This is a genomic window from Jeotgalibacillus malaysiensis (assembly GCF_044789845.1).
Classification (GTDB): domain Bacteria; phylum Bacillota; class Bacilli; order Bacillales; family Jeotgalibacillaceae; genus Jeotgalibacillus; species Jeotgalibacillus malaysiensis_A.
In genome coordinates, this window is record NZ_CP085252.1 from 3,562,102 (window position 1) to 3,584,519 (window position 22,418).

Below are 22,418 nucleotides of genomic sequence, written 5' to 3' on the forward strand. Positions count from 1 at the left end.
AACGTTTATCTATAAGCGCTGACCCTCTCCGGGAAGGACAGCGCTTTCCGCAGCCGCGCGGTGAGCCCCTTCCAGGCTGTGCCTTCCACGGTCTCACCTGTCGCTTCTCCGCTGCAGGAGTCGCCGCCTTACGCGCAAATCATCAGCTGCATTTCAAAAATATTATGTCATAAATCTTTATTAATAGATTATTTCATTTAAGATACACAAAACTGCTGCCAGCATCCAGTTTTTCAGTAAAACCGGTACCGGCAGCAGTGTTTCTTTTAATAATCCAGATAATCCATCGGGTTTTTCAGGTCACCGTTTACGTATACTTCAAAATGCAGGTGGATACCTGTAGAGAATCCTGTTGTACCCATTAATCCAAGTGATTCACCCTTACCGACCGTCTGGCCTGGCTGCACGTGAATTTCACTTAAGTGGGCATAGATTGTACGCATGCCGTTATTGTGATCAATGACGACTTTATTTCCGTAATCTCCTTCAAATCCTGCTGATTCGACAACACCGTTATCAACATTACTAATCGTCAGGCTGTCAGGACTTGCGATATCAATCCCTTTATGATGATCTCCCCATCTTGGTCCCTGATGACTTGAGATATAACCGCCATCAGCAGGCCATTGAAGTGAGCCTGTTCCTTTGGAAGGAATTTCTTTTGTTCCTTCAAGTACAATGTGATCTTTCGCTTCTTTTGTTACTTCTTCATCTTCAGTTGATTTAGCTGACTGCTCACCGTTTACTTCAGTAATCAGCTCCGTGTAAACCTTCTCGCCTTCCTGGCCTTCCTGTTCTACACGCGTTTCGCCTTTCAGGAGGTCACCGTCTTCTCTGACTTCTTCTTCAAAATCAATTGTTTCTGTCACGCGTGACTCTTTTTTCACCTGAACTTCCACACCAGGTACCTTTTCTTCAGCTTTGATCAGTACGCCTTCAGAAAGTTCTCCAGCCTCAGGATTCAGCTCTTCAAAGGTCTCCTCATCCATGCCGTACCTTTCAAGGATGTCTTCCTTTGTTTCCTTTTCAGCTACTTCATGATCAATCGTTTTTGTTGTCCCAGCCAAAAGTTTTTCAACTGCTTCTTCCGGTTCAACCAGGCTGTCAGGTTTCACCTGTGTCTCTTCCTGCTCGCCAATTCCATTAATCTGAATATCGATTACACGGCTGTCACCAGACTCAAGCTCCTTATTCGGATCCTCTTTCTCAAAACGATCGAGCTCTTTTTCAGAAACAGCTGTCAGCTTAAGCTGTCTGATTGTTTCCTTTGCAGCATCTTTATTCTCTACATAAGCAATAGCATGCTCTCCAAGTTTCAGTTCATAAGCATCTGTTTCAAATGCAGTTGCTTCCTTAGCCTGATCAATCAGCTTCTGATCTTCTGTCTGCGGGTTAAATACGTGCTCAGGAATCAGTTTAAGATTGTGTCTAACATCACCGGAAGCTTCTTCTTCAAGCTCTTCTTCTTTTTTCTCTGCCCATGCAGTTAAATCATCCGGATCAGTCACAACCCCAACGTATTCTTCACCTGCATACACATGGTGAACAACTGTCAGTCCGCGTGAATCGGCAGAAGTTTCTGTGTCAAACCCCCAAAGTCCAGTAGACAGCATGACTCCGGCAGCAAATATTTTAAGACTTTTGCCTGAATATATAAATGAACGGTTTTGATTGCTATTTTTCATTATTTTATCCTCCAACAGGTAAACTTGAATCAGCGCCTGAAAAATGCGCCATCCAAATGTACCATATAGAAGCTGCCACTCAAGGCTTGTTGCCTAACTGTAAAAAACGACATAAAACCAGTTTTAATCTAAATTTTACCAACACCTTGATCTGAATGATGCTAACGGGGCTCAAGTAATGAAAATTTTTTGACTGTAATTGTTTTGTTAGGAAATTGAGATGTTTAATAGTAGAGAAATGAGGTTATTAGGAGAGGTTTGGGCACAAAAAAATACGCCACGATTGCAGCGTATCTTATGGCTTTGGACGGAATCGAACCGCCGACACATGGATTTTCAGTCCATTGCTCTACCAACTGAGCTACAAAGCCTAAATGGCGGTCCCGACCGGGATCGAACCGGCGATCTCCTGCGTGACAGGCAGGCATGTTAACCGCTACACCACGGGACCAAAGATAAATATGTATAAATGAAATAAGTGGTGACCCGTACGGGATTCGAACCCGTGTTACCGCCGTGAAAGGGCGGTGTCTTAACCGCTTGACCAACGGGCCAAAAAATTGAGCTGCCTTAGCAACGAATCTAACTATACCATAACTTTTTAAAAACTGACAATCTTTTTTTTGAAAGTTTTTAAGGTTTTTTCATTACACTTGGTTAATGTATGACATGTCATATACGGCAGGGTTAAAGAGCGTTAAAATCTGTATATGAAACTTCCATAAGATACAAAACATATTGACTTTAAGGTGTGACAAACCATGCATATTTTTATGAGACTCTGGAAGCAGCTTTCTGAAATGGATTTCCGCGTGATCGCGATTTTATCTGCATTTATTATTTTATTTGGTACATTTTCAGTCTACTGGATAGAGCCCGAGACGTTTCCAACGCTGTTTGACAGCTTCTGGTGGACGATGACGACATTAACGACTGTGGGATATGGAGACTTTTTTCCGATGACAGTAGCAGGCAGGCTTGTTGGGATCTTTCTATTTATCTTCGGCATCGGTCTGATTAGGGTACTAATCGGAAAGATCGTGGAAGCGGCAAGTACATATCAGCGTTTAAAAAAGGAGGGGCGGCTTATGTATAAAAAAGCGGGCATTATGTCTATATCGGCTGGTCGAAAAAAATTGAGCAGGCAATTAAAGAAGTGCTTTACCATAATAACGGTGCTGAAATTGTTCTGGTGGAAGATACGCCCGAGACCCCTCTTCCTCATGATAAAGTCCATTTTATCAGTGGCGATCCGACGGAAGAGAGGATTTTGCATAAAGCAAATATCATTGAAGCGAAGAGAGTAGCAATTTTCACGGTTCAGCTGTTTTCTTAGTGACAATATATAGGCTTCCATGGGAACCTGTTGTATAATACTATTCATGTATACCCTCGGGAGGATTCTATATTTTCCTCTTTGTTACCAGATATCTTAAATAAGCCGTCATGATGATAAAGAAAAATGATTTTTACGCCAGAACTAGGCTTGAACAGTCTACACTTAAGGGTATAGTAAAGCTAAAAGGCTGAAAACCAGGATCACTAACATCATAGAATTGAGGGATTGACATGGGTTCGATTCAGGATTTTGCTTCATACCTGAAACAAAATGGAGAAGAGCTTGGAGAAAAACTTCTTGTATATAGTCTTAATAAGGTTGATGTGGAAATACCACAGTCAATGATTGAAGAGTCCAGAAAAAACAATGGCCGTTTTTTCAAGTTCTATTCAGAAACGCTGATTATTGAAAAAGAGGAATCAGTAGAAGAGAAATTTCTGAAATGGAGTCGGGATAATATCGAAGAACAGGTATCCATGATGGATAAGCTTTCTTCACTGATTCGCCCTTATCCTGATACAAGAATGTATTTCAGTGATTTGATCGGGGCAGTTTGTATTCAAAAGGAGCTTTCCACTAAGGACACGCTCTTTGTGTTAAACCGGTTGAATTTCATTCTGGATGTTAATATGCGTGAATCAATTTTGATGTTCGAGAAGTATAAGAATAAAATTAATGAAGAGAGCCGCAGAGAAATTCTTGAGCTTTCTGCACCGATTGTACCGATTCAGCCGGGAGTCGTTGTATTGCCGCTGATTGGTAAGATTGATTCTGCACGCGCAGAGCACCTGATGACGAAGACGATTCCTGCGATCAGTGATATGAATCCAGATTGCGTGATTATTGATTTTTCAGGTATTGTGACGATTGATAACGAAGTGGCCGGACATGTATTTGATATCACCAATGTACTTAAGCTGCTTGGGGTAGATGTAAATGTAAGCGGTCTGCGTCCCGAGCTTGCGCAGCATATTGTGTTAAATGGCATTAATTTCAAGAATATTCAGACATTTTCCAATGTGCAGCAGGCAGTCAAAAATTGGGATGTTAAAATTATATAGAAAAAAGGGTATCTGCAGCTCGCAGGTACCCTTTTTTCATGTCATTTATTTTTCCACTCTCCATACACTTTTCACAACGTTCGTCTGCGTCCGGTCAGGTCCTACTGAGAAGATTGATAGCGGGATACCTGTCAGCTGTGATACGCGCTCAAGGTAGTGACGTGCATTGTCAGGAAGCTCATCTAGTGAACGTACGCCAGTAATGTCTTCGTCCCAGCCTGGAAGCTCTTCATAGATCGGCTCACATTTTGCAAGTGTGCGAAGGTTTGCCGGATATTCTGTAATAATTTCATCGTCAAGGCGGTAAGCTGTACAGATTTTCAGTGTTTTGATGCCTGTTAATACATCAATTGAGTTCAGTGAAAGGTCTGTCAGTCCACTTACGCGGCGTGCGTGACGTACAACAACGCTGTCGAACCAGCCAACACGGCGCGCACGGCCTGTTGTTGTACCATATTCACGGCCGACTTCACGGATCTGGCTGCCGATCTCATCATGCAGCTCAGTTGGGAATGGACCATCCCCGACACGCGTTGTATAGGCTTTAGATACACCTACCACGTGACCGATTTTCGTCGGTCCAACACCTGAACCGATTGTTACGCCACCCGCTACCGGATTTGAAGACGTAACGAATGGGTATGTACCCTGGTCGATATCAAGCATAACACCCTGTGCACCTTCGAAAAGCACGCGGCGCGCTTCATCAAGTGCATCATTTAACACAACAGATGTATCGCAAACATATTTCGCGATCTGCTGGCCATATTCAAAGTATTCTTCGAAAACATCGTCCATCGTAAAGCCTTCCACTTCATAGAAGCGCTCGAGCATACGGTTTTTCTCAGCCAGGTTATGTTCAAGCTTTTCTTTAAATGACTCTTTATCTAAAAGGTCAGCGATACGGATACCGGCACGTGCTGCTTTATCCATATAAGCAGGACCGATTCCTTTTTTCGTCGTACCGATTTTGTTCGCGCCTTTACGCTCTTCTTCCACTTCATCAAGCTTGATGTGGTATGGAAGAATCACGTGTGCACGGTTACTGATACGAAGATTTTCTGTGCTGACACCGCGGTCATGAAGATACTTCAGTTCCTTCACAAGCGCTTTTGGATCTACAACCATTCCATTACCGATCACAGAGATTTTATCTTTATAAAAGATCCCTGATGGAATCAGATGCAGTTTATATGTTTCTCCATCAAATTTAATTGTATGACCTGCATTATTACCGCCCTGATAGCGTGCAATTACTTCTGCATGCTCTGAGAGAAAGTCAGTGATCTTACCCTTACCTTCATCTCCCCATTGAGTTCCTACTACAACTACTGAAGACATGGAACGCACCTCCGTCAGGCTGTTACACCCTTTTTATCAAACAAGAACAGTTTACCAGTCATTGAGGGGTCAGTCAATGTAAAGACGAACATTTTTGATTAAATGATAGTTTATATTCGTTTATTTCGATAAATGAAAAGATTTACTGATTTGTGTGGTACTGATTTGTGTGAATGTGACAGTTTTTTGGCTAAGGGATTGGTACGAATACAGAGTGAACACGTACAACTTAAAGCACAAACGACTCACCCCGGGTGTATCGCTACCTCAACCGGCAAAACACGTCACTCAACAGCGACCACACACGCAAAAAAAGCCCCCATAAAGGAGGCTTTACGCACCAGGCGGCATATTCGGATCATCGAGTCGCCGCTCGAGGTTAACGAATTTGTTATATTCCTTGATAAATGCGAGTGACACCGTACCAACCGGGCCATTACGCTGCTTGGCAATAATGATTTCGATCGTATTCTGGTTTTCACTTTCTTTATCGTAATAATCATCACGATAAAGGAAGGCAACGATATCGGCATCCTGCTCAATACTTCCTGACTCACGTAAGTCAGACATCATCGGACGCTTGTCCTGACGTGATTCTACGCCACGGGATAGCTGAGACAGTGCGATGACCGGTACTTCAAGCTCACGGGCAAGTCCTTTTAGTGAACGGGAAATTTCCGATACTTCCTGCTGACGGTTCTCGCCGGGCTTTCCTGTACCATGGATCAGCTGCATGTAGTCAATCAGAATCATACCGAGTCCGTGTTCCTGCTTCAGACGGCGGCATTTCGCGCGGATATCCTGTACGCGCACGCCAGGCGTGTCATCAATATAAATACCGGCATTTGACAGGCTTCCCATGGCCATGGTCAGCTTTCGCCAGTCCTCATCTGTGAGCGCTCCTGTACGCAGGTTTTGCGCATTGATGTTTCCTTCAGCACAGAGCATACGCATCACAAGCTGCTCGGCACCCATCTCAAGACTGAAGATCGCAACGTTTTCACCTGTTTTCGTCGCAACGTTTTGAGCAATATTCAGGGCGAAAGCGGTCTTACCAACTGACGGACGGGCTGCAACGATAATCAGGTCGTTACGCTGGAAGCCTGCTGTCATGCGGTCGAGCTCATTGAATCCTGTTGCAATTCCTGTGATATCACCCTGTGAGCTGTTCAGTATCTCGATATTATCGTAAGTACGCACAAGCACGTCTTTCATCGAGTGGAAGGCGCTTGTGTTCTTACGGTTTGCCACTTCCATGATGTTACGCTCGGCTTCAGCTAAAAGGTTTTCAACTTCATCCTCACGTGCATAGCCATCTTGAGCGATCGTTGTCGCTGTGCGGATCAGCCTTCTTAAAAGTGATTTTTCCTCGACAATGTGCGCATAGTACTCAAGGTTGGCTGCAGTCGGTACAAAACCTGCAAGGTCTGTTAAATAGGAGATTCCCCCAACGTCTTCAAGCTCTTTCATGGCTGCAAGCTCTTCAGTGACCGTGATCAGGTCAATTGCTTTTCCTTTATCACTTAAGCTGATCATGACGTCAAAAATACGCTGGTGGGCACTGCGGTAAAAATCTTCCGGCATGAGGACTTCCTGCGCAGATATCAGTGACTGGGGTTCTAGAAAGATAGCGCCAAGCACGGCCTGCTCAGCTTCTATATTTTGCGGCGGCATGCGGTCGGCATACTGTTCATTCACGTCGGATCCCTCCTGTGTTGCTGTATAAAATGCCGGCACTATGCTTCCCTCAGGAAATTCGCATAGTCCCGGCATTTTTATCTGTTTATTGTCATCCAAGTTATACATTCAGTATATCACGGATCCATTTGGTTTCAGAAGACCCTAAATTATTCCTCAGTTACATGAACCTTTACAGTCGCAGTGACATCATTATGAAGCTTCACCGGTACATTTGTGTAACCAAGTGAACGGATTGCGTCACTAAGCTCGATTTTACGCTTATCGACTTTAATGCCGTGCGTTTTTTTCAGTTCTTCAGCGATCTGTTTAGAAGTGACTGAACCGAATAGTCGGCCGTCTTCACCGGATTTCGCTGTCAGTTCAACTGTCAGCTCCTCCATTTTCTCCTTCAGCTGCTTTGCTTCTTCAAGCACCTGCTGCGCTTCCTGCTCCTTCTTTTTCTTTTGAGCATTCAGCTGGCTGACGTTTCCTGCGTTTGCTTCAGCAGCCAGGTTATTTTTCAGCAGGTAGTTGTGTGCATAACCATCTGCTACGTTTTTCACTTCGCCTTTTTTACCTTTACCTTTAACGTCCTGTAGGAAAATTACTTTCATGATTCTTCAGTTCCTCCTTCGATGTGTTCATTGATTGCCAGTTTCAACTGTTCTACCGCTTCATCAATTGTAACGTCCCGGAGCTGGGTTGCTGCATTGGTCAGGTGACCTCCGCCATTCAGTTTTTCCATGATCAGCTGTACGTTGACTGTTCCAAGTGAGCGTGCGCTGATGCCAACGACACCTTCATCACGGAAGGCAACGACAAATGACGCCGCCACATCTTCCATTTGCAGCAGCGTATCAGCCGCCTGTGCAATAATGACGGAATCATGTACACGGTCATCATCACCAAAAGCAATGGCCATCCCATGCTTATAAAAAGTGACTGTCTCCACTAGGCGAGCCCGCTCTACGTAGGTCGTAACATCCTCTCTCAGGAACTGCTGTACGAGTACGGTATCCGCCCCAAGCGTTCTAAGATAGGATGCCGCATCAAATGTCCGGGATCCTGTACGCATGGTGAAGCTTTTCGTATCCACTATTATACCAGCAAGAAGCGCAGTCGCTTCAAGCATTGTGATTTTCTCTGTCTTCGGCTGATAATCAAGCAGCTCAGTGACAAGCTCGGCTGTTGAAGACGCATATGGCTCCATATAGACAAGCAGCGGGTTTTCTATAAACTCTTCCCCGCGGCGGTGGTGGTCAATCACAACCACTTTTTCCGCTTTGTTTAACAGCTTTTCTTCAATGACAAGACTCGGCTTATGCGTATCTACAATCACAAGTAATGTATCATCTGTCACCATATCAAGTGCTTCTTCAGGCGTAATAATATGAGAAAACAGGTCAGGCTTCGTTTTAATCTCATCTATTAAACGGGTTACCCCGCTGTCGATCTCAGTGAAATTCAACGCCACAAAGCCTTCACGCTGGTTCATCTGGGCAATCTTCCTGACACCAATCGCCGCTCCGACTGCATCCATATCAGGGCGCTTATGTCCCATCACGATGACTTTATCACTGCTGACGATCAGTTCACGCAGTGCATGGGAGATCACCCTTGCCCGTACACGCGTCCGCTTTTCCATCGGGTTCGTCTTCCCACCGTAAAACTTTACTTTTCCGTTCGCCTGATTAATGACTACCTGGTCACCACCGCGTCCTAATGCCAGATCAAGACTCGACTGCGCCTGACGCCCAAGCTCAGGAAGTGTCTCAGCGCCTGAGCCGATTCCGATACTGAGTGTCAGCGGTACGTTTTGTCTTGAAGTCATCTCACGAATCGAATCAAGCACCGTAAATTTCTCATACTCAAGCTCACGTAAAATGCGCTCATTCATCACTGCAAGGAAACGGTCAGATGACACTCTTTTCACGTAAATATCGTGCTCTGTCGCCCACTGGTTGAGCAGCGTTGTGACTGAACTGTTAATATTACTGCGGGCAGAATCGTCCATTCCCTGTGTCAGTTCATCATAGTTATCTAAAAAGATGACTGAAATCACTGTCCGGTCCGCTTCATATTGCTCTTCTACCTCTGACTGCTCTGTCACATCAAAGAAGTACAGTAGTTTTTCATCGTGCTTATGAATGATGCGGAAAATCCGCCCCTGCCACGAAACAGTTTCTTCTATGCTGCCTTCTTTTTTAATGACCGGCACAAGCACGTCCGCTACGTCATATAATGACCGGCCAATCATTGTGCCGTCCTGCACGAACGCAGTTAAATACGGGTTTGCCCACTCAACGAAAAAATCGTCGTTATAAAGCAGGATCCCAACCGGCATTTCCATCAGTGCTTCTTCTCCTACCCTCTTTACCCGGTAGGAGAGCGTGGCGATATACTCTTCAGTGTCGTTGAAAAAACGCTTTTCAAATACAAAAGCGAACCACAACATAGGCACTGCAAGAATCAGCGTACCGACCGCAAACATCCAGTTGTATATGAATAATACCGCCGCAATCAGAAGGACAATCAGTGTAAGCCCGAGCAGCAGCCGGCGTAATATCCGGTGTTGAAAATATGTTGGCATGCCTTCAGCTCCCAAAACGGTTCACCCGTTTGCATGATATATGCTCTATCTTATCCATCCACCAAAAAGAATGTGCGCTTACTTCTTTTCAGTGATCCGTTTTCTTAAATCAAAACCTAAGTCTATTATACCTAAAATTCGCGTCAATGGATTGATCAATACGCCTAAAATGGTCAAAATCACCAGCAATCCTTTGCTCCAGCCCTTTAAATGACCGTAGAAATGAATGAAAGCCAGCCCCTGAAGGACCATTAACAGCTCAAATCCAAACTGGAGATTAATTAAAGCATACGCAAACATGGTTCCCTGCTCAGGTGCGGCAATAAGTGCTGTCAGCAGAATAATCAGGTAGTACCAGATGACGTTTTTCGGCAAAGAAAGATTGCTGAATGAATCAAATTTCGGCATGTCCTTTTTCGTAAGGCGCTTAACGAGCGGAAAGTTGATGATCATCATAATCCAGATCAGCAGTGCTGCGGACAGGACAATTAATGATGGTAGCAGCGTTTCAAAAGTCATCATAATCTGCGAAAATTGCTCTCGCACATCACCTGTCTCAATGCCTGCAGCACTATAAACTGAAATTGCCTGCTCCAGTGAGTCATCCATTAAAGTGAAAAACTCATCAATCATATTAATCCCGAGAAGCAGAATTGAAAATAAATATTGTACGACCAGGTTTACAGCAAATACAAGCGTTGAAATCATAAAAATCATAAACTTGCTCTTACCCTGCTGGACAAGCCAACCCATGACAACACCGGTCGTTCCGTATAAAATGGCAATCGGGATTGAAATGACTCCACCAACGATCGCTGCTACACCAATGGATGCTGCAAACATCACCAGCGAAGCGCGAATCGAATATTTTACACTGTATAGTAAAAATGGCAGCAGCAAAAAGAAAGCTGTTACAGCTGATATAAACGGCACATACACCGTGATCAGTAATAAGACTGCGAAAAAAGCGGTCATCATTGCGCCTTCAGTCAGCCTTAACGTATTTGTATTGTTCATTCATACACCTCTATTTTTCTCATTCAATCACTATATCCATCTACTCATTTTATCTGTCATACCGCTTTCCTTCAACCCGCAGCCTTTTTTCACGGTGAATTACCGGGTGATTCCGTTCACGTGTTTGATGAATTTAAAAATCCTCCAGGTCACTTAGACCCGGAGGATTGATATTTAAGCTTCTTTTTGTTCATCGAGACGGAAGCGGTTCACTGCCTGCTGCAGATCATCGCTAAGCTCACTTAGACGCTCTGCTGATTCAGTAACAGTCTGGATCGCTCTGACCTGCTCATCTGTGGAAGCTGCCACTTCTTCACATGATGCAGCTGTTTCCTCAGCCATCGCAGCCATTTCCTGAATGACGCGCGTGACTGCTTCTTTACTTGCAGATACATCCTGGATTTCACGGTACACTGCAAGAATTGATGTTTCCATTATGCCCATAAAATCAGACATCTGATCGAAAATGTCATTCGTTTCTTCAACAACGATTGACTGATGATCAAAGTTTTCCTTTGTACGGCCCATTTCGCTTACCGCACGCTTTGAGCTGTCCTGAATGTCAGCGATCGTCTGCTTCACTTCATCTGTCGCACGCACTGACTGCTCTGCAAGCTTTCTGACCTCGTCTGCAACTACAGCGAACCCTTTACCATGCTCACCTGCACGCGCTGCCTCAATCGAAGCGTTAAGAGCTAACAGGTTTGTCTGTGAGGAGATCTCTGTGATCGTTGCCATGACAGTTTCAATTGTCTGGACCTTCGTTTCAAGATCCTGAATAACTGATTCCATCGATTGAATAAATCCTGTAGAAGACGTGTGATATTCCTTCAGCTGCTTCATCTGACTGATGCCGCTCGCATTCACACTGCCCGCTTCACTTGCCACCTCAGACATCTGCTTTGACTGCTCTGAAATGGCATTGATCTTTTCACCAAGCGTCTGTGACTGGCGGTTCGCTTCATCCGCTTCCTCCGCTGACTGCGTTGCACCATCTGCAATATCACCGACAGCACTCGCCACCTGTTCACTTGAAGCATTCGTCTCTTCTGCCACCGCACTCAATCCTTCAGCAGACCCACGCACTTCTTCGACAGATGCTTTAACAGTCGAAAGAATCTCATTCATATGATCCACCATTGTATTAAATTGTGTAGCAAGCTCACCAATCTCATCATTGGACTTCACGTTTGCACGCGTGCTCAGGTCTCCGCCTGCTACCTCACGCACAGAATGACTCAAAGCAACAATCGGCTTTGAAAATCTGCTTGCAACAAGAGACATAATGACACCAGCAATCACAAGTGTGATCACACCAATTATGAGTAGAAGCGTCAGAATTGATAAAGACTCTGCTGCAATATCCGATTGGTCAAACGCGACACCGATTTTCCAGTTGGTATTTTCAGCTGTAGAATAGACCATCAGCTTATCTGCACCATTCAACTCATATTCAATTTGCCCATTGGCATCTTCCTGCGCAAAAATTTCCTGAACAAAACTGTATTCCATCAGGTTTTCACTTTGCAGGGTCGGGTGTACAATCGCAACCCCTTCACCTGATAAAACGAACGGATAGCCATTGTAGCCAATCTGCGTTTCCCCTAGCCTAGATGTTAGATCTCCAAGCTTCACGTCCACACCAACCACCCCAACAAGCTGTGAACCGCTCTGCATGGCTTTTGCAGCTGTGATGACGTATTCACCTGTTGCTTCGTCTATGTATGGCTCACTCCAGATCACCGTGTCAGGCGCTGCAGCAGCCTGCTGATACCACTCACGCGTTGTCGCGTCAAAGTCTGCAGGCAGATCAACAAACGGAGAAATGAGTAACGATCCATTATCTGCTGCTACATAGATAGAGGACGGATCTGAATAAATTGTTAAGTATTCTTCAAGCAGCTGTTCAAGCTCATTTGTTGAAGCTGCATCACCTTCATCAAGTGCTGCTTCAGCATATTGAAGCGCAGTCGTCGTAGAAGCGATTTGTTCAATACTGCGTCCATACTGATCCAGGAACGTTTCAGTCGAGTTGTTAAGCTCTCCTGCAATCCCTTCAGCCTGCTGCAGCACGTTTTCCTGCGTACGGTCATGAAGCTGCCATCCTGTTAAACTGAGTAAAACTGCAAAGGCTACGATCAATACCAGCGATGTTGTCAAAATTAATTTAGTCTTAATAGATTTAAGTTTCACCCTGCTCACCCCATATGACTCTCTTTATATTCAGGCAATCATGCCTCATACATATACATCGGTTCATATATGAAAAAGTGAATAGATTGAATGAAATTTTTAGTTCAGATGGCATGGTGAAAAGAGAGAAATTTCAGTATTAGAGGAATTTAGTAGGCTAAAAGTAGTGATCAACCCATAAAAAAAAGCTGCCAGACATGCTGACAGCTTTTCATATCATTATTCGCCTGAAACGAATGGTAGTAGCGCCATTGTACGTGCGCGCTTAACTGCAACTGTCAGTCTGCGCTGATACTTAGCGCTTGTGCCAGTTACACGACGTGGAAGAATTTTTCCACGCTCAGAGATAAACTTTCTTAGTAGATCAACGTCTTTGTAATCGATGTGTGTAATACCGTTTGAAGTAAAGTAACACACCTTTTTACGACGCTTACCGCCTCTGCGTCCTCCTGCCATGGGATTCCCCTCCTTCTTTTTTAGATTTTATCGTTCTACACGTCTTAGAATGGCAGATCATCATCTGAAATGTCGATCGGCTGACCGTCATTTGAGAATGGGTCCTTGTCCACTCTTGTGTAGTTCTGGTTATTCTGGTTGCCTTGATTGCTTTGGTTTTCACGCGGTTGATTCTGACCGAAGTTATTATTGTCCTGATACCCCTGATTGCCTCCGTAGCTTCCGCCGCCGGACTGGCCGCCTGAAGCGTTCTTCGGCTCCAGGAATTGAACACTTTCTGCATTCACTTCAGTGACATACACGCGTTTGCCTTCCTGGTTCTCATAGCTTCGTGTCTGAATACGTCCGTCAACGCCTGCAAGACTGCCTTTTTTAAGGAAGTTTGCCACGTTTTCAGCTGGACGTCTCCATACCACACAGTTAATAAAATCCGCTTCACGGTCTCCCTGCTGGTTCGTGAAAGCACGATTAACAGCGAGTGTGAATGTTGCGACTGCTACACCGCTTGGCGTATAGCGCAGGTCCGGATCCTTCGTTAATCGACCGACTAATACGACTCGATTCATCATCAGAACCAACTCCTTTATTTTTGCGCAAGCAGGTTGACACCTGCTCTTGCAAGGAACTTATATTTAGAGATTAGTTTTCTTCTTCGCGAATCGTCATGTGGCGAACGATATCGTCGCTGATTTTAGCCAGACGGTCGAATTCGTTGATAGCCTCAGAACCTGAGTTCAACTTAACGATCTGGTAGAAACCTTCGCGAATCTCGTTAATTTCATAAGCGAAACGACGCTTACCCCACTCTTTTGACTCGATGATTTCCGCTCCATTTGAAGTAAGGATTTCTTCAAAGCGTGTAGTGACAGCTTTTTTCTGCTCCTCGTCAACGTCTGGACGGACAATGTACATGATTTCGTACTTTCTCATCGGTTTTCACCTCCTTATGGTCTATGCGGCCTCCTGTTGTCAGGAGACAAGGAATAATAAAAAATTTCTATTACTCACAAGGATATATTATAGCATAATGAAATCCTTTGGACAAGGGTGACAGTAAGATTTTGAGATTCCTGTTCTTCCCCAAACAGAAATAGAACATTTGTTCTTATTTTATTGTAACGGACTTTGGACGGGATGTCCAATTGGAGGGAGGAGGTTTTTGATGGGAGTGGGGGGTTCGGCAGAAAACTAGTGATGTTCGGCGTTTGCAGCTTCCTGTTCGACGTTCATCCATCTATGTTCGACACAAAATAGTCCATGTTCAACGCTAAACAGTCAACCTTCGCTTTTTAGTGTCATTTGACCTATCCCCGCGCGACCATACATTAACCATTACTAAACCCCCGGAATCTCTCCCGGGGGCTCATATTGTTAAACGTTAAAACGGAAGTGGATAACATCTCCGTCTTTTACAAGATATTCTTTACCTTCAAGACGTACTTTACCAGCTTCTTTCGCTGGTGACATGCCGCCTGAAGCGATCAGGTCATCATAAGAAACGGTTTCTGCACGGATGAAGCCGCGTTCGAAATCAGTATGGATGACGCCCGCACACTGAGGAGCTTTCATGCCGTGGCGGAAGGTCCATGCGCGAACTTCCTGGACACCTGCTGTGAAGTAAGTGGCAAGACCAAGCAAATCGTACGTTGCACGGATCAGCTGGTCAAGACCTGATTCTTCAATGCCAAGCTCTGAAAGGAACATTGCTTTTTCATCTTCATCAAGCTCTGCAATTTCTTCTTCAATTTTCGCACAGACAACGATCACTTCTGCGTTATCTTCCTTCGCAAATTCACGTACGCGCTGAACGTATTCATTATCTGTCGGGTCAGCGATTTCGTCTTCACCAACGTTTGCAGCGTAAAGCATCGGCTTGCTTGTTAACAGATGCATGCCTTTAGCGATTTTCGCCTGCTCTTCATTCAACTCAACGGTTCTTGCTGCCTGATTGTTTTCAAGCGCTTCTTTCACCTTTTCAAGCACTGCCATTTCAATCACAGCGTCCTTGTCTTTTTGCTTTGCCATTTTCGCAACGCGGGCGATACGCTTATCAACTGCTTCAAGGTCAGCTAAAATCAGCTCAAGGTTAATCACTTCAATATCATCAATCGGATCCACTTTTCCTGAGACGTGCGTGATGTTATCATCTGCAAAGCAGCGGACAACCTGTACGATTGCATCTACTTCACGGATATGTGAAAGAAACTTGTTTCCAAGACCTTCACCTTTACTTGCGCCTTTTACAATCCCTGCAATATCAGTAAATTCAAATGCAGTCGGCACGGTCTTTTTCGGTTCAACCAGCTCAGTCAGCTTAGTCAGACGCGGGTCCGGTACTTCTACGATCCCGACGTTCGGGTCGATTGTACAGAACGGATAGTTTGCAGATTCAGCACCTGCTTTTGTAATTGCATTAAATAAAGTAGACTTCCCAACGTTCGGTAAGCCCACGATTCCAGCTGTTAAAGCCATTTCGTTCACTCCTTGAATCTTCTATTAAAAACATGTTCATGTGACGTGTCATATACAAACCTCACACAATTATATAGAGTTCGGGTTATAAATACAAGAGGACCGGCGTGAGGAGGCAGGAGCCTATCAGGGAGATGATCCGTGATTTTTTGAATGTGACCGCAAGTTAGGTGGATGTGATCTGAAAATGACAAAATATGAGCCGAGATTTTTACCTCCGGCCCGGATGTGAACCGAAATTCCAATAATATGACCCGAAATCAAACACAATCTGACCTGAGATTTCCTGAATGTGACCGCAGATCCTCAAATCCCCATTCCCAGAAATATCATCAAAAAACCGCATGAAATCACTCAAGATCTCATGCGGGCAAACTTCCTTATTCCTCATGTTTCACAAGCACTTTCTTCATTTTCCGTGAAAATTCCTTGCGGGGGATCATGACGCTGTGTGAGCAGCCTTCACATTTGATTCTGATATCCATCCCCATCCGGATGATTTTCCACTGGTTGACTCCGCACGGATGGGGTTTTTTCATTTCTACTACATCATGTAGTCCATACTCTTTTTCTTCCATGAAATATCCTCCTATTTTTTCACTTTTTCCTGCATATCCGTTTGAAGCTTGCCTACTTCTTCCCTTGAATACATGACCATACGAGGGAATGGAATTTCAATTCCGCGCTCATCAAGATAATGCTTGATTTCACGGCGCATTTCACGGGCAATATACCAGTGTTTCATTGGCTGAGTTTCTGCAATGACACGCATGACGACTTCTGAAGCGCCGAGGGTCTGAACACCTAGCAGCTCAGGCTTCATGACAACTTCTTCATACTTGCCTTCGAGAGAATCACAGAATTCACGGATGGCTGTTTCAGCCGCAGCCACGTCTTCCTCATAAGCAATACTGATATCTACGACAGCAACACTGTTATGAATGGAGAAATTCGTGACTTCTGTGATATTTCCGTTTGGAAAAATGTGCAGTTCACCAGTCCAGCTTTTAATTTTCGTTGTGCGGAGGCCGATCTCTTCCACGTGACCTTCAGCCTGACCGATTCTGACATAATCTCCGACAGAGAACTGGTCTTCGAAAATAATAAAGAATCCCGTGATGATATCCCGCACGAGGTTCTGAGCTCCAAAGCCGACAGCAAGTCCGACGATACCTGCACCGGCAATCAGACCGCGCACATCAATTGAGAATGCGGACAGCACAGCAAGCACAGCCACAAAGTAAACGACGTATGAGACCACGTTCTGCAGCAATTTTAACAGCGTGTTTTCCCGGCGGAGCGATACCTGCACAGGGCCTTTCGCACGCACTTTAAAGACGTTTTGTATCAGTTTTTTAGCGACGCGGACGACAATGCCTGCAATGACAATGATCAGGATAATTCTTAAGAATGTAATCCCGAACGATACCCAGACCGCTTCATTCGTTAAATAAGCGACAATTGAATCCCAGGCTTCTGTCAGAGCACCAACGTCAACTGCTTCTTCTATTGTTTGAGGTGTATCATTTGTTTCCGGTGAAGCAAGTTTCATGCAAATCACTTCCTGCCTTCTTTTAAAAAATGATTTCAAGCTAATCTTTATTTTATCAGCGTTCGTTTTTTTCTCCAACTTATAAGAAAAAAAACATTTTGTTCTTTAAAAAGAACAAAATGTATTATATAATGAATAAACAGAATAAAAAAATAGGCACGGTCCTATACTGTAGAAGTGAGAGGAGCTGGACTTAAATGAACGAAGCGATACCGCCACAATTTACAGACACTAGCTGCCGCAGTCATTTAGAGGATCATATGACACCCCACAGACTCGCCAAAACACTTGCCGCAACTTATCCGGTCGACCGCCCGATTGTCTATGTATGTATCGGCACGGACCGTTCAACGGGAGATTCACTCGGACCGCTGACCGGATCGCTGCTTGAAAAAAGAAGGCTGCCATTTTGCGAGCTGTACGGAACATTAAAAGATCCTGTACATGCGCTGAACCTGGCAGATACTGCAGAGAAAATCCGGATGGAATATGACAATGCATTTGTCGTAGCGATTGATGCGTGTCTCGGCCAGTACCGGAATATCGGCTACATTGAAGTGGGAGAAGGTCCGATCTTTCCGGGCGCAGGTGTTCAGAAGCAGCTGCCACCGATCGGTGATGTGCATATTACCGGCATTGTAAACGCGGGCGGCTTTATGGAGCACGCGATGCTTCAGAATACACGCCTTTATTTAGTAAATGAAATGGCTTCTAAAATCACAGATGCCATTCATTATTCCAATATTCTTTTACGTAAAAGACTGGCTAAAATCCATACCCCTCATACAGGTGAACAATGGTCACAATTGCACCCACAATGAAGATACCCGGCAGCAGGTTGGCAACACGGATTTTTGTGATCCCGATCAGGTTCAGTCCGATTGCAAGGATCATAATGCCGCCTGCTGACGTCATTTCAGCGATAAATTGATCCATCAGCACCTGAGGGACGAATTTGTCAATCTGCGTCGCAAAAAGGGCAATCGATCCCTGATAAAGTATGACTGGAATGGCTGAAAATAATACGCCGACGCCAAGCGTTGAGGTTAAAATAATCGACACGAAGCCATCGATAATGGACTTGGTGAACAGTACCTGATGATCACCGCGAAGACCGGAATCCAGTGCGCCAATGACACCCATTGCACCGATCACAAAAATAAGGGTGGCCGTGACAAACCCCTGAGAAATACTCGTCTCACCCTTTGAACCGACCTTCCGCTCAATCCATCTGCCCATTGCATTTAACTTATCATCAAGCTCCATCCACTCCCCGATCACCGCACCAAGCACAAGACTGATGATGACAATGAGATAGTTATTGCTCGAAAGCCCCATCTGCAGACCGAGCACGACGACTGCAAGCCCGATTGCAGACATCACAGTCGCCTTCATACGCTCAGGGATTCTGTGCAGCAGCTTTCCGATCAAAGTACCAAAAATAATTAACAGTCCGTTTACCAATGTCCCCAGCAGTACCAAGCGAAACTCCCTCTTTTCTACTCTCTATCTCAGAAGCGGTTCTCTCCTTTTTCACCTAACAGTGACAGGATCCGTTCAAGATCATCCTCTGACATAAATTCTATTTCAATTTTACCTTTATTTTTGTTTTTTCTGATGGCAACACTTGTGCCAAGACGCTCTCTCAGCACAGTTTCCTGCTGTTTTAGATGAGGATCTGTTTTCTGTTTAGGCTTATCCTTCCTTGGAGGCGCAGCTTCTGAAATGAGTTTTTCAAGCTGGCGTACGTTTAAGCCTTCTTTCACCACTTTCTCAGCAAGTTGTTCAGCTGCAGTCGGATCCTTCACACCCGCAAGTGCCCGGCCATGTCCCATCGTTAAAGTCTTTTGTGAAAGCTTCTCCAGAACCGGCTCAGACAGCTTCAGAAGACGCAGGTGATTTGCAATATGCGGTCTGCTTTTTCCAACCTTTTTGGCAAGCTCTTCCTGTGAAATATCGAGCTTTCGCATCAGTGTTTCATACGCTTTTGCTTCTTCAACAGGTGTCAGGTCTTCACGCTGCAGATTTTCAAGCACTGACAGCTCCATCATCTGACGGTCGTTCAGATCACGTACCACTGCTGGTACATGCGTCAATTCTGCCTGCTTAGCCGCTCTGAAACGGCGCTCACCTGCAACAATTTCAAAGCCCTTCAGACTTTTCCGCACAATAATCGGCTGAAGAATGCCATGTTCTTTTACAGAAAGCGTGAGCTCTTCAAGCGAAATTTCTTCAAATATCTTTCTCGGCTGATAAGGGTTCGGGCGGATGTCTTTGACTGACAGCTGCTGAACATGCTCATCATGAATCGATGACATGTCTTTGAAAAGGTTACTGACCCCTTTACCAAGTCCTTTAGCCATTAATAATCACTTCCTTTGCTAATTCAAGATAGACTTCTGCCCCTTTTGACTTCGGATCATATAAAATTACAGGAAGTCCGTGACTCGGCGCCTCACTCAACCTTACATTTCTTGGAATGATCGTTCTATAGACTTTGTCCTGGAAATATTTTTTTACTTCCGCAATTACCTGTAGGCCAAGATTTGTTCTCGCATCAAGCATTGTCAGTAATACACCGTCGATTAACAGATGGTGATTCAGGTGCTTTTGAACAAGTCTGACTGTACTAAGCAGCTGGCTCAGCCCTTCAAGCGCATAGTATTCGCACTGCACAGGAATAATGCAGGCATCTGACGCTGTTAAGGCATTGATCGTCAGCATCCCAAGTGAGGGCGGACAATCAATAATAATATAATCGAACCTGTGCTGTACATCCTCAAGCGTGTTTTTTAATCTTATTTCCCGGGAAACCATCGATACAAGCTCAATTTCCGCGCCAGCCAGTGAAATCGTAGCGGGAATCGCATACAGATTTTCAACTGATGTCCCCCTGATCACGCTTTTTGCAGGAATACCCTCAATTAAAATGTCATAGATACTTTCATCTACATCCCCTTTATTAATACCGACCCCGCTCGTTGCGTTTCCCTGCGGATCCATATCAACGAGTAAAACCTTTTTCCCCAAATAAGCAAGACATGCACTGATGTTCACAGACGTTGTCGTTTTACCGACGCCGCCTTTTTGATTCGCAATCGCAATCATTCTCCCCATTCGTGTCACCCGTCCCCTTTTTGTGAATGCTTCCGTCTATGAAAATATTAAGTCTATTTTAACAGAGATTGTCTGGAAAAGTAGAGAGGTTGTTTTTTGGCGGAGTAATTGGAGCGTGTAAAATGGCGGATTGAGACAAAGTGATAGGGGATTGCTACATCTTGAGCCTGGACTGATACAAGCAGCCGGGTGGATCGCAACAATTCCGGACGAAACTCATACAACTTCAGCAATAACATCCAAAATAAAAACCCGCTCATCATAAGCGGGTTCCTACTCTATCAATCTATTTCTTCTTTTTAGGCAACTTAATCGTAATCTGATAATAATCGTCGTACTCTTCTTCTTTTGAATCGAGCTTCATACCTGAATCAGAGATCATATTCAGTGACTGACGAATTGTATTCATGGCGATCCGCACGTCTTTATTGAATGCCTTACGCTTCGGCTTCGGTTTGGTCTCAGTTGATTCAAGCATTTTCTGGACGCGCAGCTCTGTCTGCTTGACGTTCAGCTGCAGTTCGATGATTTCTTCTGCTAGTTTATTCTGAAGCTCAGCATCCTTTAAAGGAATCAGTGCGCGTGCATGCCGCTCCGTCATTTTCTTTTGTATAATGCTTTCCTGAACGAATTCAGGCAACTTTAAAAGACGCAGCTTGTTTGCAACGGTTGACTGACCTTTTCCAAGGCGCTGTGCCAGGGCTTCCTGTGTCAATTCATGAAGATCCAGGAGCTTTTGGTAAGCCATCGCTTCTTCCACGGGAGAAAGTTCTTCGCGTTGAAGGTTTTCAATTAAAGCAACAGATGCTGTTTCAGTGTCACTCATATTTTTCACAATGGCAGGAACGGTTTCCCACTTGAGCGATTTCATCGCGCGCCATCTGCGTTCACCGGCAATAATTTCATAAGAACCGTCTCCGCTTTCGCGTACAACGATCGGCTGAATGATGCCGTGTGTATGAATGGTTCTTGCCAGCTCATCTATTTTTTCATCATCAAAAATCGTTCTCGGCTGAAAACGGTTCGGTTTGATCTGATGAATGTCGATTTGTTTAACTTCTTCTTGGTTAACTTCTTTTTCTTCCGTGGTTTCAGGCGAAACAGGCTCGTCCTTATCACCAAGGCCAAAGATCCGTGAAAACGGAGTCTTCATCAAGACACACCACCCTTTGTGAAAAACTATACGCCATTATGAAAGCGGAGATTTATTCGGTGTTCCCGGCTTTCTTGGATATTTCTTCGGTGTAGATTTAACTTTTTCCACGACAATGACTGATCTTTCACTTTCCTCTTCAGGAAGTGTGAAAGCCTGCACCACCGTCTGCTGACCGCCAAGCAGCTTAATTGCTTTCTGGCTGTCGTCAAGCTCTTCTGCAGCGCCCGCACCCTTCATCGCCACAAAATGCCCGCCGGTTTTAGCAAGCGGAAGACACAGCTCTGACAGCACTGAAAGTCTTGCTACGGCACGTGCAGTTACAAGGTCGTACTGCTCTCTGTGCTCAGCTTTTTGACCGAATGTTTCAGCGCGGTCATGATAAAAGTGTACGTTTTCAAGCTTTAGTTCATCTGCTAAGTGATTTAAAAATGTGATTCTCTTATTCAGTGAATCGACAATCGACACATTTAGGTGCGGGAAGCAGATTTTCAGCGGAATGCTTGGAAAACCTGCGCCCGCTCCCACGTCACAAATGCTCATCGGCTTTGTGAAGTCGAAATAAAACGCGGCAGTGATTGAGTCATAAAAATGCTTTAAATATACTTCCTCACGTTCAGTGATCGCTGTTAAGTTCATTTTCTCATTCCATTCAACAAGAATTTCATGATACTTTCTGAACTGCTCCAGCTGATCGTCACTTAACGTGATGCCATTTGCTTTTAGCTGTTCGTAAAACTGCTGTTCTGTCATAGTGGTCTC

General features: G+C 44.7%; 21 protein-coding genes and 3 tRNA genes. 3 read left to right on the forward strand and 21 right to left on the reverse strand.

Translation table 11 applies throughout. The features are described 5' to 3' along the window. Window positions 1-266: 266 nt before the first annotated feature. The 4 genes from LG330_RS18390 to LG330_RS18405 all read right to left on the reverse strand — a co-directional run bounded on the left by LG330_RS18390 (window position 267) and on the right by LG330_RS18405 (window position 2,239). The gene (locus LG330_RS18390) at window positions 267-1,685 is read right to left on the reverse strand and encodes a peptidoglycan DD-metalloendopeptidase family protein (RefSeq protein WP_404406481.1); all 1,419 of its coding nucleotides are present in this window, start codon (window positions 1,683-1,685) and stop codon (window positions 267-269) included. A gap of 298 nt (window positions 1,686-1,983) precedes the next feature. Further along, a tRNA-Phe gene (locus LG330_RS18395) sits at window positions 1,984-2,056 on the reverse strand. Between the two features lie 4 nt (window positions 2,057-2,060). Beyond that, window positions 2,061-2,136 (reverse strand) — tRNA-Asp (locus LG330_RS18400). A gap of 28 nt (window positions 2,137-2,164) precedes the next feature. Then, window positions 2,165-2,239, reverse strand: a tRNA-Glu gene (locus LG330_RS18405). 207 nt (window positions 2,240-2,446) lie between these two features. On the opposite strand from LG330_RS18405, the gene LG330_RS18410 reads away from it, so the two are divergent. Together LG330_RS18410 and LG330_RS18415 are read left to right on the forward strand one after the other, a co-directional pair. Then, window positions 2,447-2,992, forward strand: coding sequence for a potassium channel family protein (locus tag LG330_RS18410; protein ID WP_404406483.1), 546 nt, complete (start codon window positions 2,447-2,449; stop codon window positions 2,990-2,992). Between the two features lie 262 nt (window positions 2,993-3,254). Next, the gene (locus LG330_RS18415; protein ID WP_404406485.1) at window positions 3,255-4,085 is read left to right on the forward strand and encodes an STAS domain-containing protein; all 831 of its coding nucleotides are present in this window, start codon (window positions 3,255-3,257) and stop codon (window positions 4,083-4,085) included. Window positions 4,086-4,130: 45 nt separating this feature from the next. Here LG330_RS18415 and LG330_RS18420 read toward each other — a convergent pair whose 3' ends face one another. The 12 genes from LG330_RS18420 to LG330_RS18475 form a co-directional block, all read right to left on the reverse strand. Further along, on the reverse strand, window positions 4,131-5,426 hold the full coding sequence (locus LG330_RS18420) for an adenylosuccinate synthase (protein ID WP_404406487.1): 1,296 nt from the start codon (window positions 5,424-5,426) through the stop codon (window positions 4,131-4,133). 333 nt (window positions 5,427-5,759) lie between these two features. Beyond that, window positions 5,760-7,124 (reverse strand): replicative DNA helicase, encoded by a 1,365-nt coding sequence (dnaB, locus tag LG330_RS18425; protein ID WP_404406489.1) that lies wholly within the window; start codon window positions 7,122-7,124, stop codon window positions 5,760-5,762. A 149-nt stretch (window positions 7,125-7,273) separates the two neighbouring features. Further along, complete coding sequence (rplI, locus tag LG330_RS18430; RefSeq protein ID WP_404406491.1) at window positions 7,274-7,720, reverse strand: 50S ribosomal protein L9; 447 nt, start codon at window positions 7,718-7,720, stop codon at window positions 7,274-7,276. Continuing rightward, complete coding sequence (locus tag LG330_RS18435) at window positions 7,717-9,696, reverse strand: DHH family phosphoesterase (RefSeq protein WP_404406493.1); 1,980 nt, start codon at window positions 9,694-9,696, stop codon at window positions 7,717-7,719. Before LG330_RS18435 ends, rplI begins: the two co-directional genes overlap by 4 nt. 78 nt (window positions 9,697-9,774) lie before the next feature. Continuing rightward, entirely contained in the window at window positions 9,775-10,713 is a 939-nt protein-coding gene (locus LG330_RS18440; protein WP_404406495.1) for a YybS family protein, read from the reverse strand. 174 nt (window positions 10,714-10,887) lie between these two features. After that, a complete protein-coding gene (locus LG330_RS18445; protein ID WP_404406497.1) occupies window positions 10,888-12,906 on the reverse strand; it encodes a methyl-accepting chemotaxis protein in 2,019 nt (672 codons plus the stop codon). Window positions 12,907-13,125: 219 nt separating this feature from the next. Beyond that, window positions 13,126-13,362, reverse strand: coding sequence for a 30S ribosomal protein S18 (gene rpsR, locus LG330_RS18450; RefSeq protein ID WP_134381170.1), 237 nt, complete (start codon window positions 13,360-13,362; stop codon window positions 13,126-13,128). Between the two features lie 44 nt (window positions 13,363-13,406). Continuing rightward, the gene (gene ssb, locus LG330_RS18455; RefSeq protein WP_404406500.1) at window positions 13,407-13,931 is read right to left on the reverse strand and encodes a single-stranded DNA-binding protein; all 525 of its coding nucleotides are present in this window, start codon (window positions 13,929-13,931) and stop codon (window positions 13,407-13,409) included. A gap of 70 nt (window positions 13,932-14,001) precedes the next feature. After that, the gene (rpsF, locus tag LG330_RS18460) at window positions 14,002-14,292 is read right to left on the reverse strand and encodes a 30S ribosomal protein S6 (protein ID WP_204730600.1); all 291 of its coding nucleotides are present in this window, start codon (window positions 14,290-14,292) and stop codon (window positions 14,002-14,004) included. A gap of 441 nt (window positions 14,293-14,733) precedes the next feature. After that, the gene (gene ychF, locus LG330_RS18465; protein ID WP_404406503.1) at window positions 14,734-15,834 is read right to left on the reverse strand and encodes a redox-regulated ATPase YchF; all 1,101 of its coding nucleotides are present in this window, start codon (window positions 15,832-15,834) and stop codon (window positions 14,734-14,736) included. 380 nt (window positions 15,835-16,214) lie between these two features. Then, on the reverse strand, window positions 16,215-16,412 hold the full coding sequence (locus LG330_RS18470) for a DUF951 domain-containing protein (RefSeq protein WP_039812941.1): 198 nt from the start codon (window positions 16,410-16,412) through the stop codon (window positions 16,215-16,217). An 11-nt stretch (window positions 16,413-16,423) separates the two neighbouring features. Further along, window positions 16,424-17,386: a mechanosensitive ion channel family protein gene (locus LG330_RS18475; RefSeq protein ID WP_404406506.1), complete on the reverse strand. Its 963-nt coding sequence runs from the start codon at window positions 17,384-17,386 to the stop codon at window positions 16,424-16,426. A gap of 197 nt (window positions 17,387-17,583) precedes the next feature. On the opposite strand from LG330_RS18475, the gene yyaC reads away from it, so the two are divergent. Continuing rightward, window positions 17,584-18,207 carry a spore protease YyaC gene (gene yyaC, locus LG330_RS18480; protein ID WP_404406508.1) on the forward strand — a complete coding sequence of 208 codons (624 nt, stop codon included), beginning with the start codon at window positions 17,584-17,586 and terminating at the stop codon, window positions 18,205-18,207. On the opposite strand, the gene LG330_RS18485 is transcribed toward yyaC, so the two are convergent. The 5 genes from LG330_RS18485 to rsmG all read right to left on the reverse strand — a co-directional run bounded on the left by LG330_RS18485 (window position 18,152) and on the right by rsmG (window position 22,409). Beyond that, the gene (locus LG330_RS18485; protein ID WP_404406510.1) at window positions 18,152-18,868 is read right to left on the reverse strand and encodes a DUF554 domain-containing protein; all 717 of its coding nucleotides are present in this window, start codon (window positions 18,866-18,868) and stop codon (window positions 18,152-18,154) included. The genes yyaC and LG330_RS18485 overlap by 56 nt on opposite strands. Window positions 18,869-18,897: 29 nt before the next feature. After that, a complete protein-coding gene (locus LG330_RS18490; protein ID WP_404406512.1) occupies window positions 18,898-19,749 on the reverse strand; it encodes a ParB/RepB/Spo0J family partition protein in 852 nt (283 codons plus the stop codon). Beyond that, window positions 19,742-20,503: a ParA family protein gene (locus tag LG330_RS18495; protein ID WP_404406514.1), complete on the reverse strand. Its 762-nt coding sequence runs from the start codon at window positions 20,501-20,503 to the stop codon at window positions 19,742-19,744. Before LG330_RS18495 ends, LG330_RS18490 begins: the two co-directional genes overlap by 8 nt. A 286-nt stretch (window positions 20,504-20,789) precedes the next feature. Further along, window positions 20,790-21,656: a nucleoid occlusion protein gene (gene noc / locus LG330_RS18500; protein ID WP_404406516.1), complete on the reverse strand. Its 867-nt coding sequence runs from the start codon at window positions 21,654-21,656 to the stop codon at window positions 20,790-20,792. Window positions 21,657-21,692: 36 nt separating this feature from the next. After that, the gene (rsmG, locus tag LG330_RS18505; protein WP_404406518.1) at window positions 21,693-22,409 is read right to left on the reverse strand and encodes a 16S rRNA (guanine(527)-N(7))-methyltransferase RsmG; all 717 of its coding nucleotides are present in this window, start codon (window positions 22,407-22,409) and stop codon (window positions 21,693-21,695) included. Window positions 22,410-22,418 lie beyond the last annotated feature (9 nt).